This window comes from Actinoplanes sp. NPDC023714 (assembly GCF_040639855.1).
Classification (GTDB): Bacteria; Actinomycetota; Actinomycetes; order Mycobacteriales; family Micromonosporaceae; genus Actinoplanes.
Genome location: NZ_JBFAAR010000002.1, coordinates 1281200 through 1295088 on the forward strand (window position 1 = coordinate 1281200; position 13889 = coordinate 1295088).

Here is a 13889-nt window from a genome sequence, read left to right on the forward strand (position 1 = left end):
GGCTCCGCTATGCGATGAAGATCGCGGGCAGCGGGTCGGCCTCCTTGCGGTCGTCGAAGTCGTAGGAGACGTGATCGGTGACGTCGACGACCCCGGGTACCTGACGCATCAGCCGGACGAGCAGCACCGCGGTGGACCAGCGTTCCACCTTTCCACTGAGCGTGACGATGCCGCCCTCGACCTCGGTCTCGAGATGGGCGTTGTCCTCGCCGAGCAGGACCTCGCGGGCGGCCGCGCGGGCGTCGGTGCGGATGTCGTCGTCGGAGCGCAGGTGTTCCTTGAGCAGGTCGCCGCGGGTGACGATGCCGGCCAGCCGGCCCTCGTCGTCCACGACCGGCAATTGTTTGACGCCGGCCTCGTCCATGGCGCGCGCGGCGCCGGCGACGCTCGTCGTGGTCAGGGCGACGACGGCGGGCGCGGTCATCAGCTCGGCAGCGGTCTGCCCGGCCGCCTTGTGCAGGCGGGCCCGACGACGGCGGGCGTACCAGTGCGGCTGCTCCTCACCCGCATATTCGATCTTGAGGAGCAGATCGGATTCGGTGACCACGCCCAGCACCTGCCGATCGCCGCCGATCACCGGCACCGCGTTGATGTGGTTGTCGGCCACCAGGGCGACCAGGTCCCGGTAGGGGGTTTGCGGGCCGGCGGCGAGGACGTCGCCGGTCATCACGTCGGTGACATGCCAGGTCTTCATGACGATACCTCCACCTCGACGCTAGAAGACCACGCACACGTCGAGGAGGGTCCATGGTCCCGTTCCGCCCGGGCGACCCATCCCTTTCCCGGGACTCGCGCATTACGCTCACACCGTGGCCGAGCACACTCCCTCACTCGGGCTGCGGCCGCTGTCACGGGTCCGTCTCGACGAGTTGCTGCAGGAGATGCAGAATCGGGTGGGCGACATCGTCGCCAGCCGGGAACGGTTGCGCGCCCTGCTCGACGCGGCCGTCCGGATCGGAACCGATCTCGACCTGCGCAGCACCCTGCAGCGGATCGTCGAGGCGGCCTGCACGCTCGCCGGGGCCCGTTACGGTGCGCTCGGCATCCTCTCCCCCGCCCGTGACGGTCTTTCCGACTTCATCACGCACGGCATCGACCCGGCCGCCCACGCGAGGATCGGCGACCTGCCGGAGGGCCGCGGCGTGCTCGGGCTGCTGATCACGCAGCCGCACCCGGTTCGGCTGCCCGACATCATCAACCACCCCCATTCGTACGGATTTCCGCCGCACCACCCGCCGATGCACAGCTTCCTCGGCGTCCCCGTCCGCACCCACGATCAGATCTTCGGCAACCTCTACCTGGCCGAGAAGCAGGGCGCCGACCAGTTCAGCGAGGACGACGAGGAGATCGTGACGGCCCTCGCCGCCGCGGCCGGGGTGGCGATCGACAACGCCCGCCTCTACGAGATCGCCCAGCGCCGCGAGCGGTGGCTGGCGGCGTCCGCGGAGATCACCGGCCTGCTGCTGGGAACGGTACGGCGTACCGAAGCACTCGGACTGATCGCCCGCCGCGCCCGGGAGGTGATCGAGGCGGAACTGGTGCTCGTGCTCCTCTACGACGAGGCCGCCGCCCGCTGGACGATCGAGGTCGCCGACGGCGCCGATCCCGCGTGCGCCGCGATGGCGGGCGCACACCTTCCGGCCGACGCCGAGGAGGCCGACCGATTCGGACGGGAGAGCTCGCGCCGTATCCCGGACCTGCGTGCCGCGGCGGCATGGCCCGGCCCGGTTCCGGCGCGTCCGGCCCTGGCCGTCCCGCTGAACGTCTCCGACAGCCTGCAGGGCGTGCTCACCGTGGTCGCGCCGGCCGGCCGGGTGACGGCCGAGGAGGACGCCACGCTGTTGTCCACGTTCGCCGGGCAGGCGGCGCTCGCCCTGACACGGGTCCGGGCGCAGGAGGAACGCCGGCAGCTCGCGGTGCTGGCGGACCGCGAGCGCATCGCCCGGGACCTGCACGACGTCGTCATCCAGCGTCTGTTCGCCACCGGCATGCAGCTGCAGGGTGTCGCGGGGCAGACAATGAAACCCGACGTGGCGAAGCGGATCAACGCGGCCGTCGACGAACTCGACGAGACCATCCGCGACATCCGCCGATCGATCTTCGAACTGCGAACGGTTCTCGGTCCGTCGTTGCGTGCGGAACTGCGCCGTGCCGTCGAGGCCGCCGGCGGCGCGGCGGGCTTCGATCCGGTGGTGCGGACGTCCGGCCCGGTCGACAGCGCGGTGCCCGAGGAGATCGCGGCCGATCTGCTGGCGGTGCTGAGTGAGGCGCTGTCCAACGTGGGACGGCATGCCCAGGCCACGCGGGTGACGGTGACCGTCACCGCGACCGGGGGCGCGGTCACCCTCACCGTCCAGGACGACGGCAGAGGCACCGACCCGGCGGCGGCACGCGGTGGGCTGGTGAACATGGCAGCCCGGGCTGAGGACCGGGGAGGCCGGTTCGAGATCCGGACGCCGCCCTCGGGCCCCGGCACCGAACTGGTGTGGCAGGTACCCCTCGGTGATCCCGCCGGGTCAGGCGATGCCGAGGGGTGACACGGCGCCTTCCAGCCAGTTGTCGTCGTAGTCGAACGCGACACGGTCGGTGACCGCCGCAACCCCGGGTATCTGCCGTGCCGCCGCCACGGCACGCTCCGCGGTGGAGCGTCGGTCGACCCGGCCGGTCAGGGTGAGCACGCCGTCGACGACGCGGGCCTTCACCGAGCCGGCGATGCTCAGCGCCTGCAGGACGCCGGAGTCGACGTCCGTGCGGATGTCGTCGTCCGCACGCAGATGCACCCGCAGCAGGTCGGCGCGCGACACGATCCCGACCAGACGGCCGAGGTCGTCGGTCACCGGAAGGTGCTTGACCTGCTCACGTTCCATGATCCGGGCGGCGGACGGAATGCTGGTGCCGCGCAGGGCCGTGACCGCGGGCGTGCTCATCAGCTCGGCGGCGGTACCCGCGGCCGCCTTGCCCCGCTGGTCGCGGCGGCGACGGCCTTCGAACAAGCGGGGCTGGTCGTCCTCGGCGTATTCGATCTTGCGGAGCAGGTCGGCTTCGGAGACCACACCCGTCACCCGGCGGAAATCGTCGATCACCGGCACGGCGCCGACGCGCCGTTCGATGATCAGGTCGACGAGCTGCCGATAGGTGGCGGCCGGGGCGGCCGTCACCACCTCGGTGGTCATCACGTCGTCAACATGCCAGATCTTCATGACGGCTCCTCCCGGTCGACGCCTCACGGTCCGACGTTAGGGACGCCGTCTCCTGCCGGTCAGGGCCGAAGGTCCCGTTCCGGAGCCTTGTCAGTGCCGGGCATTCCGCAGCATGCGAAGGCTCTGCTCGTATTCCTCGGCGTCGATCTGCCCGCCGGCGAACCGGTCGGCCAGAATCTGCTCGGCCCGCTCCTGACCCTGGTCACGGCGCCGGTGCACCGGCCAGACGGCCAGCACCCCGAGGGCAGCGATCGCCAGGAGGAGCAAGAGGACGAAGAGCACCGAACCGGAGCCCATGAACATCGGCGACGGGTAGTCGTACATCATGACCGGCCTCCTTCCTGCCACCGCTCATGCTCCGGCGCCCCGGGCGACGGCGGCAGAGTCGCAAGACCCGTACCCATGCTCGTTCTCTCCCCGGATCCGGGCCCTTCGTCCCTGGGCACGGACGTGACCGAGGTGTCATCGTCGGGGTTCTGCCCGGGGACGATCCGGCATGGAGGTGGCCCGATGAGCAGATATGAAGCCTCGGCACCGACTTCCGGCCCGCACGGCGATGACCGGCCGGCGCAGAGCATCGGCTCACCGTGGGATCCGCTGTACCGGACCGGGGCCGTCTGCGCGACGCTCGCGGTCCTGTCGTACGCCGTCGCGTTGATCATCGTGGTCGTCGCCGAAGCGCCGCCCACCTCGGGCGGCGCCGAGGTGCTGGCATTCGTCGCCGCGCACCGAACGATCTACATCGTCCGTCAAGTGCTGTGGTTGCTGCCCAGCGTGCTCCTGATGGTGGTCTTCCTCGCCCTCGCCGTGGCGCTGCGGAACCGCGGCAGAAGCTTCGCCGCCGTCGCCGGCCTCATCACCATCTCGTCGTGGGCGATGTCGCTCGCCTGGCCGACCACCGGCGACGGATCACCGGCCATGGTGCTGCTCAGCGACAGGTACGCCGCCGCGACCACCGCCGGTGAGCAAGCGCCCTTCGTCGGCGGCGCGGAGGTCCTGCTCGCCCTCAACGACGTGCCCGCCGTGATCGGGGTACTGCAGACCTTCGGCATCCTGCTGATCTCGTTGCTGATGCGCCGCGGGCCGTTCGCCGCAGGACTCGCCTGGCTCGGCATCGCGACCGGCACGATCGGGATGGTCGCGGAGCTGCTGCGCCCGGTGCTCGGCTGGGCCTACGCCGTGTACGGCCTGCTGCTGTTCGGCTGGCTCATCGGGATCGCCGGCGCGCTGTGGCGGCATCCCCGCCGCCATGCCCCGGCGCGTGAAGCACCCTGACTCACTCGTGTCGCCGTAGGGCTGAGGTCCCGGCACGTGAGGTCTTCGGCCGCTTCCGGTCCCGGTGCGGGCTGCCGAGGCTGAGAGCATGGCGACCATCGAGGTACGCAACCTGGTCCGTGCCTATGGAGCGGTGAGAGCCGTCGACGGGATCAGCTTCTCCGTCGGTGACGGCGAGATCTTCGCCCTGCTCGGGCCCAACGGCGCCGGCAAGACCACCACCGTGGAGATCCTGGAGGGGTACCGCTCGCGCGACGCAGGCACCGTACGGGTGCTCGGGTGTGATCCCGCGACCGGCGGAGCGGGGTTCCGGGCGCGCATCGGCGTGGTTCTGCAGTCGGCCGGGTTCGAGGAGGAGTTCACGGTGCGCGAGCTGGTCCGGCTCCAGGCCGGGCTCTTCCCGCGCGGCCACGACGCCGACGAGCTGATCGACCTGGTCGGGCTCGGCGACAAGCGCACCACCCGGGTCAAGGCGCTCTCCGGCGGTCAGCGACGGCGGCTGGATCTGGCGCTCGGGCTGGCCGGCGCGCCGGAGCTGCTCTTCCTCGACGAGCCGACGACCGGGTTCGACCCGGCCGCCCGGCACCACGCCTGGGATCTGATCGCCCGGCTGCGCGGACTCGGCACGACGATCCTGCTGACCACCCACTACATGGACGAGGCGCAGCAGCTCGCCGACCGGGTCGCCGTGATGAGCGCGGGAAAGCTGATCGCCGACGGCTCACCGGAGCAGTTGCGCGCCGCGAGCGACCTGCCCACCGTGATCAGCTTCGCGCTGCCTGCCGACCGGGCCATGGCGGCGCTGCCGCGGCTGAGTGCGCCGCTGACGGTGACCGGGCGGCGGGTCACCCTGCTGTCCCGCACGCCGGTCACCGACGCCTCACTGCTCACCGGGTGGGCGATCCAGCACCGGGCCGGCCTGGCCGACCTGGCGGTCGTGCCGCCCACCCTCGAAGAGGTGTACCTGGCCATGACCGGGGAGGGACGTGATGACCGCCCGCACTGAGATCAGGGAATCCCGCGTCGGCGGGCGTCACCCCGTACCGTTGCGGGTCCTCACCGGACATGCCCTGCGCGCCTTCGTCCGCAATCCGGTGGCGGCGTTCTTCACCCTGGCGTTCCCGCTCGCGTTCCTCGTCATCGTCGCGTCGATCGTCGGAGATCAGGACGCCGGCAACGGGATTCCGGTGGCGCAGTACCTGGTGTCGCCGTTCGCCGTCTTCGGCGTGGCGCAGGCCTCGTTCGTGCTCATCGCCATCGACACCGCGCGGCTGCGCGACAGCGGTGTGCTGCTGCGGCTGCGTGCCACCCCGATTCCGCCGTGGACCGTCCTGTCCGCCCGGATCGGGGCGTCGCTGGTCATCTCCGGCGCCGGCGTGGCGCTGCTCACGGCGGTGGGGGTGCTCGGCTACGACGTGCGAATCGTGGGGCGGAAGGTGCCGGCTCTGCTGGTCACCCTGCTCGCCGGCATCGGGTGCTGTGCCGCGCTCGGGGTGGCGCTGGCCTCGCTGTGCCGCACGGTGGCGGTGGCGCAGGCGCTGTCCCAGGGCCTGCTGATCAGCCTGGCGTTCATCTCGGACGTGTTCATCGTCGGCGCCGACCTGCCGCGCGGGCTCGAGCTGATCAGCACGGCGCTGCCGCTCAAGCACTTCGCGCAGGCCATGTCCGCGACGTTCGAGCCGGGGCCCGGGTACGGCTTCTCCCCCGTCCACTTGGCCGTCCTGGCCGCCTGGGCGGTCGCGGGAGCGGTCGTCGCCCGTACGCAATTTTCCTGGCAGCCGGACGTGCGCACGCCGCCCGCGCCACCGCCCCCGGACGGCGCGTCAGCGCCGGGCGTGCTCTCCCCGCCCGCACCGCGGGCCGGCCGCTCACCACTGCTCATAGTGTCCGGTCAGATCGGATACGCCGTCCTCGGACTGCGCCGGGACCCGCTGTCGGTCTTCTTCTCGGTGGTGTTCCCGGCGCTGCTGCTGGCGCTGTTCCCCACGGTGTTCGGCGACGCGCCGGTGTCCGGAACGCCGATGGCGCACTATCTGTTCGCCGGCATGATCACCTACGCCACGGCGGTGGCCGCCTACGTCGACGTGCCGGAGGGGGTGGTCGGCGCCCGCGCGGCCGGGGTGCTCAAGCGGCTGCGCGGCACTCCCCTGCCCCTGCGCGGCTACTTCGCCGGGCGGGTGTCCGCAGCGCTGATCGTCGCCCTGATCGCCACCGCGATGCTCGCGGTCGTCGGTCTCGGCTTCCTCGGCGTACGCCTGGACGCGGCCCGCCTGCCCGCGCTGCTGCTGGCGATCGCCGCCGGTTCGGTGTGCTTCGCGGCGCTGGGTCTGGCCGTCGCGGCGCTGATGCCGTCCGCACATTCCATCGTGGCCGTCACGCTGGGCACGCTGCTGCCGCTCTGCTTCGTCTCCGGCGTCTTCGTGGTCGGCGACCGGCCGCTGCCCGGCTGGCTCACCACGGTCGCGGACCTGCTCCCGCTGCGCCATCTGATGCGCGCGGTGCTCGCCGCCACCGAACCGGCTGCCGCCGGCTACGGATTCACGGCCGGGCATCTGGCCGTGCTCGCCGGCTGGGCGGCCGCTGCCCTGCTGGTGGTGTGGCGCCGCCGTGCGGCACTGGCCGGTTCGGGCCCTCACTGACGGGACTATCGCCTCTGTCTGCCGGCCCGGGCCGAGCGTGCCATGGAGAGAGATTGGAGGGCCGTACCGTGCACAAGAAGATCATCGTCGGGTACGACGGCTCGTCCTGCGCCCGTACCGCGCTGGATTGGGCACTGCGGGAGGCCTCCCGCACCGCGGAAGCCGTCGAACTGGTCCACGCCGACGAGCGGCCGGCCTCGGCGCCCGCGCAGGTTCCGGAGCTCCGGCCGGACAGCCACGCCGAGCAGGTGATCAACGCCGCTCTGCAGAGCGCCCTGACGCACGCGGCCCGGTACCAGCCGATGATCGACGTGACCGCGACCACGGTAGCCGGTCACGCCGCGACGGTGCTGGTCGAGCGGTCCCGGCAGGCCCGGCTCATCGTGCTCGGCGCCCGCGGACACAGCGCCGTCACCGGCCTGCTCGGCTCGGTGAGCGCCGCCGTCTCCGCTCACGCGCACTGCCCGGTCGTGGTGGTCCGGGGCGAATCATCTGCATCCGCGCCGGTCGTCGCCGGCGTCGACGGCTCTCCCGCCGCCGCGGCGGTGCTCACCGTCGCCGCCGCGCAGGCGGCCCGGCGCAAGGTACCGCTGCGTGTGATCCGTGCCTGGAAGCCGGTGACCGGGCTGTGGGAGGAGACAGCCATGAACACCCACACGGTGACCGACGCCGAGCGGCAGCCGTTCGACTCACTGGTCGCCGTGATCCGGGACGCGTTCCCCGATCTGGAGATCGACGCCGAGGCCGTCGTGGAACATCCGGCGGCGGCGCTGACGGCAGCGAGTGCGACCGCGCAGCTGGTGGTGGCCGGCAGCCGGGGGCACGGGGCGGTGCGCGGCCTGCTGATCGGGTCGGTCAGCCAGCACCTGCTGCGCCATTCCGCATGCACCGTCGTGGTCGTTCACGGCGGTGCCGAAGACCCTCTGACCCAGGGCTCGTGTACGGGTCCGGGCAACGACCCACCGAAAGGACAGTCATGAGAGCACACGTCGGCGACCGCATCGTGGTGGAGGGCGTGCACCTCGGCGATGAGCGTCGCATCGGCATCATCACCGTCGTGGGCCACGACGACGGTGGCCCGCCCTACCACGTGCACTGGTTGGACAACGGCCGTACCACCCTGTTCTACCCCGGCCCCGAGTCCCACATCGTGCCGGGACACGGCAGCCCGCAGAGCGCGGTGCCATGAGGACGACCGCCGGAGCTGTTGGATTGCCCATCGTGGCGCTCGCCTGCTCAGCGGGTGGCCTGCCCGCGCTGCAGCAGATCACGTCCGGACTGGCCACCGACTCGCCGGCCGCGTTCATCGTGCTACGCCATCAGGACCCGCGATACGGCGACCATCTCGCGGGCATCCTGCAACGACGCACACGGATGCCGGTCGCGTTCGCCCACGACGGTGACGTGCTGGTCCCCGGACGGATTCTCGTGGCGCCGCCCGGCTATCACACCCTGGTGAGCCGTGACTTCACCGTCGTGCTCGTCCGCTCGGGTGATCGGCCGCCCTACCGGCCCTCCGCGGATTTGCTCTTCACCAGCATGGCGATAGCCGCAGCCGGCAAGGCGATCGCGGTGGTGCTGTCCGGCTACGGCAACGACGGCGCAACGGGCGCGGCGGTCATCCATCACCTCGGTGGAACGGTCATTGCCGGCGACAAGTCGACCTCACCGGTCTTCGCCATGCCGAACGCGGCGATCAGCCGGGACGAGATCGTGGACCACGTGGTGCCGGTCAACACCATCGCCCGTCTCCTGACCACGCTTTTCGCCTCGGGACCGTCCGAGTCGGTGGCAGCGGCGGCACCGCGCTGACGAAAAAATCGGAACAGGAGTGCTATTTCAGGAGGTTGGTCATGAGATCAATCGGAAGCGCTGTGATGGCGTTGTCGATCGCCGTGTTCGGGTCGGTCGCCGCGACGGCACAGCCCGCCGGCGCCACCGGCCCGCGGACCGAGCGGGTCAGCGTCGGCAACCACGGACAGCAGGCCGCCGGTCGCAGCTTCATGTTCGCGCTCAGTGGCAACGGACGCTACGTCGCGTTCGACTCGTCGGCCGCGAACCTGGTCCGCGGCGACACCAACGGCGCCGACGACGTGTTCCTGCGCGACCGCTGGGCGCAGACCACCCGCCGGGTCAGCGTCGCGTCGAGCGGCACCCAGGGGGATCTGAACAGCTCGGGCCCGTCGATCAGCAGCGACGGGCGCTGGATCACGTTCGTCTCGGACGCCACCAACCTGGTGCCGGGCGACACCAACGAGTCCTCCGACCTGTTCCTGCACGACGTGCTGACGGGTACCACCCGCCGGATCGCCTACATCGAGCCGTTCGGTGACCGCGACCGGCCGCTGTGGAACGGCGCCATCAGCGCGGACGGGCGCAGTGTCGTGCTCTCCGCGGCGGATCCGCTGCTGCCGCAGGACACCAACGAGCAGGAGGACATCTACGTCATCGACCTGCCGGACGGAAAAATCAGCATGATCACCCCGCCGGAGGCGAACGGCTCCAGCTACTGGCAGGACGTCAGCGCGACCGGCCGGTACATCGCGTTCGCGTCCTGGGCCGGCAACCTCGTGCCCGGCGACACCAACGACACGCTCGACATCTTCCGGTACGACCGGGCCACCGGCGTCACCGTCCGGGTCAGCCTGACCGCCGAGGGCCGGCAGATCGCCGGACGCAGCGACGGACCGTCGATCACCGCGGACGGGCGTTATGTGGCCTTCACCTCGGAGGATCCCGACATCGTGCCGGGCGACACCCACCCGGGCGCCGACGTGTTCCTGCGCGACCTGCGACGCGGCACCACCACCATGGTCAGCGTCACTCCGGCGGGCACTCCGGGCAACGACACCAGCAGTTCGGCGGACATCAGCCCGGACGGCCGTCAGCTCGTGTTCGGATCCGGGGCGACCGATCTCGTGGCCGGCGACACCAACTCCTGGTACGACGTCTTCGTGCGGGATCTGCGAACCGGCCGGACCTCCCTGGTCAGCGTGTCGACCACCGGCACGCAGGGCGACTTCGGCGGCGAGAACGGCGCCATCAGCACCGACGGCCGGCACGTGGCGTTCACCTCCGGCTCGTCCGACCTCGTGCCGGGCGACACCAACGACAACCTCGACGTGTTCGTCCGCGATTTCTGAGCGACATGCGAGCCGGTCGGCGCTACCGGGCGACTGGCCCTCCGTGTGATGTGCTGGAAAGGTGGAACGGTGCCCACACCTGAGGAGTTCTTCGGCGGCGAACCCACCGGATTGGCGATCTACCGGGCAGTCCGTGAGGTCGTCGAGTCCCTGGGCGCCGCCGAGGTGAGGGTCGGGAAGTCGCAGATCGCGTTCCGCAGGCGCAAAGGGTTCGCCTACGTCTGGCGGCCGGGGAAGTACCTCAAGTCCGACGTTCCGGCGGTTCTGTCGTTCGGCTTGCCGTCCGAGTTGCACTCACCGCGATTCAAAGAGGTGGCGCACCCCGCAGCCCGGGTATGGATGCATCACCTCGAGTTGCGGGAACCGGGTCAGGTCGACGCCGAGGTGCGCCGCTGGCTCGCCGAAGCCTTCGCGAAGGCCGCCTGAACCGGCCGTGCCGTCAGCGGCCGGCCTTGGTCCGGGAGAGCAGGAAGTCGGTGACGGCCGGGGCGAAGTCCGGACCCCACCGGGGCACATGGTCGCCGCCCTCGATCGTCCACGCCTGCACGGTCGACGCTCCCTCACATCCGCGCTGGTAGATCCGTACCGACGTCTCGGCGCCCGGCAGGCCGGGGACGAGGTCGAGCCGGGCGCCGTCACGGCCGAGTTCGGAACACCGGTCGTAGCCCACCCACTGGGCGACCGTGGTGTCCGCCGAGGGATAGGGGACGCCGTTGATGTCGCCACCGGCGAACGCGACGGTTTCATCGGCGCTGCTGTGAATGGCGAGCACGCTCACCGGTCCGGACGGTTCGCACCGCGCGGCGTCGTTCCAGCCGGCCCCGTTGAGGGAGACGATCGCGGCGATCTGGTCGGCGTGATCACAGGCCATCCGGAACGTCATGAAACCGCCGTTGGAATGGCCGATCAGGTAGACCCGGGCAGGATCGATGCGGTAGCGGGCCTGCATAGTGGTGATCAGCTCACTGAGATGGCGCGAGTCGTCGGGCGCACGGCTGGAGAACGCGCAACACGCGTCGGTGGCGTTCCAGAAGCGATCACCGGCGGCGTCGGCCGACCCGTCCGGATAGGCGTAGACGAATCCCGTCCGCTGCGACTCGGGGATGAGCCGAAGATACGTCTCCAGCTCCTTCGCGTCGGAGGTGTAACCGTGCAACGCCACGACCAGGGGCGCGGGCCGGGCCGGATCGTAGGAGTCCGGGACGTAGACGGTGACATCCCGCCCGCCGACCTGCGCCGTGCCGCCGCCGATCGACGGCAGGGCCGGGGACGGCTCGGTCGGCGCCTTCGGAGCACCACAGGCGACCGTCATCATGACCACCGCCGCGGCGGCCATGACGCGGGCGAACCGTTGCGTCATCGCACCTCCCGGGGCCGGGATGAGCATCCAAGAGTATCGCTGAAGTCACCTTCCTCAGGAACGGCGGCCCGGTCACCGTCTACGGAGCCCGCGCCTATGACGCCTCCCTCGAATTCCACGAGGAAGCGCTCAAGCGCGACAACGCCGCGTAAGCCGGCTCCGTACCGCGTCGGCGCCCCCGAACCTCGGCCCGCGCGGTCAGTAGACTCGCCGCATGAGTCGACCGGGTGTATCGCTGGCCGTGGGTGCGCTGGTCACCGCCGTGCTGGCGGCCGCGGCCGCGTTCGGGCCGCTGCCGTACGTCGTGGAGCAGCCCGGGCCGGCCGTCGACGTGCTCGGCTCCTACGACGGCGAGACGGTGATCGCGGTGACCGGGGCCGACGTGTCCGCGTCCGCCGGGAAACTGCTGCTCACCACGGTGCGGGTGCAGACCGAGGTGACGCTCGGCGACGCGGTCCGGGGGTGGTTCGACGACGACCGGGCGGTGGTTCCCCGCTCCGTCGTCTACCCGGACGGGCAGACCGGCGAGGAGACCGACGCGCGCAATGCCGAGCTCTTCCGGGGATCGCAGACCAGCGCCGTGGCCGTCGCCCTTCGTACCCTGAAGAATCAGCCCGCTGAGCAGCCCGGCATCTCCTTCGGCGTGGACGAGATCGGTGGTCCCAGCGCGGGCCTGATGTTCACGCTCGGCATCATCGACAAGCTCACCCCGCAGGACCTGACCGGCGGGCGGATCATCGCGGGCACCGGCGCGGTCGGCGACACCGGCGCGGTGAATCCGATCGGCGGCATCCCGCAGAAACTGCGCGGCGCCGAGGCGGCCGGGGCGCAACTGTTCCTGGTGCCCGAGGGCAACTGTACGGAGGCACTGCGCAACGTCCGGCCGGGGTTGACGATGGCCCGGGTCGCCACGGTCGAGGAGGCGCTGACCGCGGTCGCGACGTTCACCGGCGGAGGCGTGCCGGAGCCCTGCTAAGGAACGAGCAGCACCTTACCGATCGCGGCCCGTGACTCGAGATAGCGATGGGCCTCGGCCACGTCGGCGAGGGCGAACACCCGGGCGATCCGGGGCCGGACCGTGCCGTCGGCGATCCAGGAGAACAGCTCGGCCGCGCGCTTGCGCCGCTCCACCGGGGTGGTGAGCACGTTCCACAGGTCTCCCCCGGTGAGCGTCAGGGAACGGTCCATCAGCAGCGACGGCGGCACCGCGGGCGGTTCACCGCCCGCCATCCCGAAGTAGACGACCCGCCCCCGGTCGCGGGTGGCGGCCAGGCTCTCCAGGATCGTGGTGCCGACGCTGTCGAAGACGACATCCGCGCCGTGCCGCGCGATCGCGCGGACCCGCTCGACCCAGCCGGTGCGGCCGATCGCGGCGTCGGCGCCCGCGTCGAGGGCGGCCTGCTGCTTCTCCGCGGTCGACGCGACGCCGATCACCCGCCCGCCGCGCCGTTTGATCATCTGGGTGAGCAGCAGCCCGACGCCGCCGCCCGCGGCGTGCACCACACACCAGTCGCCCGGCCGCACCGGATGGCTGTCGTGGACCAGGTAGTGCGCGGTCAATCCCTGCAGGAGCACGCTCGCGGCGGTCCGCGCCGTGACCGTCTCCGGCAGTGGGATGAGCCTGCCGATCTCGACGGCGACGCGTTCGGCGTTGGAGTTCGGGTTGTCGCACCACGCCACCCGCCGGCCGGCCGCGAAGCCCGCCGCGGCACCAGCCGGCCCGGGGTCGGCGATCGTGCCGGCGCCCTCCATGCCGGGAATCCACGGCGCCGGGCCGGCCGGGGTGAAGCGGCCCTCGCGCCGGTAGACGTCGGCGTAGTTGAGCCCGGCCGCCTCCAGCCGGACGATCACCCGGCCCGCGTCCGGGATCGGGTCGTCGGTGTCCTGCCAGCGCAGGACATCCGGGGTGCCGAAGGCGGTGTACTGCACGGCTTTCACGGTGCCTCCTGTCCTGGTGCGAGAACGTCAGGAAGCGATGTCACCACGAATCCTGGCCAGAGGGCAGCCGTAGCCGGCCACGATGGGCGCCGGCTCCTCGATGACGAGCAGGACGCCGGAGGCCGCGCCGGGCTCGTCGGAGGGCGCGGGCGGGTTGGCACCGCTGGCCACGGCGATCGCCAGCAGTGCCGGCACCACGACCAGGGACAGCTTCGAGAGAGTCATGCTCGCCGGTCCGTTCCGGGCTGTTGTCCCACCGGCCGGGCAGGCCCGCCCGGCCGGTGGTGGTCGAGTTGATCGAGCTGAGGTTAGACAGGCGTAGCGAAAGAGGACC

The 13889-nt window shown here is 71.2% G+C and carries 16 protein-coding genes; 10 read left to right on the forward strand and 6 right to left on the reverse strand.

Features of this window, described 5'->3' with window-relative positions; all coding sequences use genetic code 11:
• Nucleotides 1-7: 7 nt before the first annotated feature.
• Complete coding sequence (locus AB0G10_RS14100; RefSeq protein WP_360920001.1) at nucleotides 8-694, reverse strand: CBS domain-containing protein; 687 nt, start codon at nucleotides 692-694, stop codon at nucleotides 8-10.
• Between the two features lie 187 nt (nucleotides 695-881).
• On the opposite strand from AB0G10_RS14100, the gene AB0G10_RS14105 reads away from it, so the two are divergent.
• On the forward strand, nucleotides 882-2537 hold the full coding sequence (locus AB0G10_RS14105; protein WP_360920744.1) for a GAF domain-containing protein: 1656 nt from the start codon (nucleotides 882-884) through the stop codon (nucleotides 2535-2537).
• Here the strand turns inward: AB0G10_RS14105 and AB0G10_RS14110 are convergent.
• Both AB0G10_RS14110 and AB0G10_RS14115 read right to left on the reverse strand, forming a co-directional pair.
• Complete coding sequence (locus AB0G10_RS14110) at nucleotides 2517-3200, reverse strand: CBS domain-containing protein (protein WP_360920004.1); 684 nt, start codon at nucleotides 3198-3200, stop codon at nucleotides 2517-2519. The two genes, AB0G10_RS14105 and AB0G10_RS14110, sit on opposite strands and share 21 nt — an antisense overlap.
• 90 nt (nucleotides 3201-3290) lie before the next feature.
• Nucleotides 3291-3527, reverse strand: a complete 237-nt coding sequence (locus tag AB0G10_RS14115; protein WP_360920007.1) for a hypothetical protein — start codon at nucleotides 3525-3527, stop codon at nucleotides 3291-3293.
• A gap of 183 nt (nucleotides 3528-3710) precedes the next feature.
• Here AB0G10_RS14115 and AB0G10_RS14120 point away from each other — a divergent pair, with 183 nt between their 5' ends.
• The 8 genes from AB0G10_RS14120 to AB0G10_RS14155 all read left to right on the forward strand — a co-directional run bounded on the left by AB0G10_RS14120 (nucleotide 3711) and on the right by AB0G10_RS14155 (nucleotide 10683).
• Nucleotides 3711-4475: a hypothetical protein gene (locus tag AB0G10_RS14120; RefSeq protein ID WP_360920010.1), complete on the forward strand. Its 765-nt coding sequence runs from the start codon at nucleotides 3711-3713 to the stop codon at nucleotides 4473-4475.
• An 88-nt stretch (nucleotides 4476-4563) separates the two neighbouring features.
• Nucleotides 4564-5481 (forward strand): ABC transporter ATP-binding protein, encoded by a 918-nt coding sequence (locus tag AB0G10_RS14125; RefSeq protein ID WP_360920013.1) that lies wholly within the window; start codon nucleotides 4564-4566, stop codon nucleotides 5479-5481.
• Nucleotides 5465-7114 (forward strand): ABC transporter permease, encoded by a 1650-nt coding sequence (locus tag AB0G10_RS14130; protein WP_360920016.1) that lies wholly within the window; start codon nucleotides 5465-5467, stop codon nucleotides 7112-7114. The genes AB0G10_RS14125 and AB0G10_RS14130 overlap by 17 nt, the downstream gene beginning before the upstream one ends.
• Nucleotides 7115-7167: 53 nt before the next feature.
• On the forward strand, nucleotides 7168-8094 hold the full coding sequence (locus AB0G10_RS14135) for a universal stress protein (protein ID WP_360920019.1): 927 nt from the start codon (nucleotides 7168-7170) through the stop codon (nucleotides 8092-8094).
• The gene (locus AB0G10_RS14140; RefSeq protein WP_360920022.1) at nucleotides 8091-8303 is read left to right on the forward strand and encodes a DUF1918 domain-containing protein; all 213 of its coding nucleotides are present in this window, start codon (nucleotides 8091-8093) and stop codon (nucleotides 8301-8303) included. The genes AB0G10_RS14135 and AB0G10_RS14140 overlap by 4 nt, the downstream gene beginning before the upstream one ends.
• A 32-nt stretch (nucleotides 8304-8335) precedes the next feature.
• On the forward strand, nucleotides 8336-8926 hold the full coding sequence (locus AB0G10_RS14145) for a chemotaxis protein CheB (protein WP_360920747.1): 591 nt from the start codon (nucleotides 8336-8338) through the stop codon (nucleotides 8924-8926).
• Between the two features lie 41 nt (nucleotides 8927-8967).
• Complete coding sequence (locus AB0G10_RS14150) at nucleotides 8968-10257, forward strand: hypothetical protein (RefSeq protein ID WP_360920025.1); 1290 nt, start codon at nucleotides 8968-8970, stop codon at nucleotides 10255-10257.
• A 69-nt stretch (nucleotides 10258-10326) separates the two neighbouring features.
• Complete coding sequence (locus tag AB0G10_RS14155) at nucleotides 10327-10683, forward strand: DUF5655 domain-containing protein (protein WP_360920028.1); 357 nt, start codon at nucleotides 10327-10329, stop codon at nucleotides 10681-10683.
• Nucleotides 10684-10696: 13 nt separating this feature from the next.
• Here the strand turns inward: AB0G10_RS14155 and AB0G10_RS14160 are convergent, their stop codons facing one another.
• Entirely contained in the window at nucleotides 10697-11617 is a 921-nt protein-coding gene (locus AB0G10_RS14160) for an alpha/beta fold hydrolase (protein ID WP_360920030.1), read from the reverse strand.
• Between the two features lie 214 nt (nucleotides 11618-11831).
• Here AB0G10_RS14160 and AB0G10_RS14165 point away from each other — a divergent pair, with 214 nt between their 5' ends.
• Entirely contained in the window at nucleotides 11832-12593 is a 762-nt protein-coding gene (locus AB0G10_RS14165; protein WP_360920033.1) for a S16 family serine protease, read from the forward strand.
• On the opposite strand, the gene AB0G10_RS14170 is transcribed toward AB0G10_RS14165, so the two are convergent.
• Together AB0G10_RS14170 and AB0G10_RS14175 are read right to left on the reverse strand one after the other, a co-directional pair.
• Complete coding sequence (locus tag AB0G10_RS14170; RefSeq protein WP_360920036.1) at nucleotides 12590-13555, reverse strand: quinone oxidoreductase; 966 nt, start codon at nucleotides 13553-13555, stop codon at nucleotides 12590-12592. The genes AB0G10_RS14165 and AB0G10_RS14170 overlap by 4 nt on opposite strands.
• Nucleotides 13556-13582: 27 nt before the next feature.
• On the reverse strand, nucleotides 13583-13780 hold the full coding sequence (locus AB0G10_RS14175) for a hypothetical protein (protein WP_360920039.1): 198 nt from the start codon (nucleotides 13778-13780) through the stop codon (nucleotides 13583-13585).
• Nucleotides 13781-13889 lie beyond the last annotated feature (109 nt).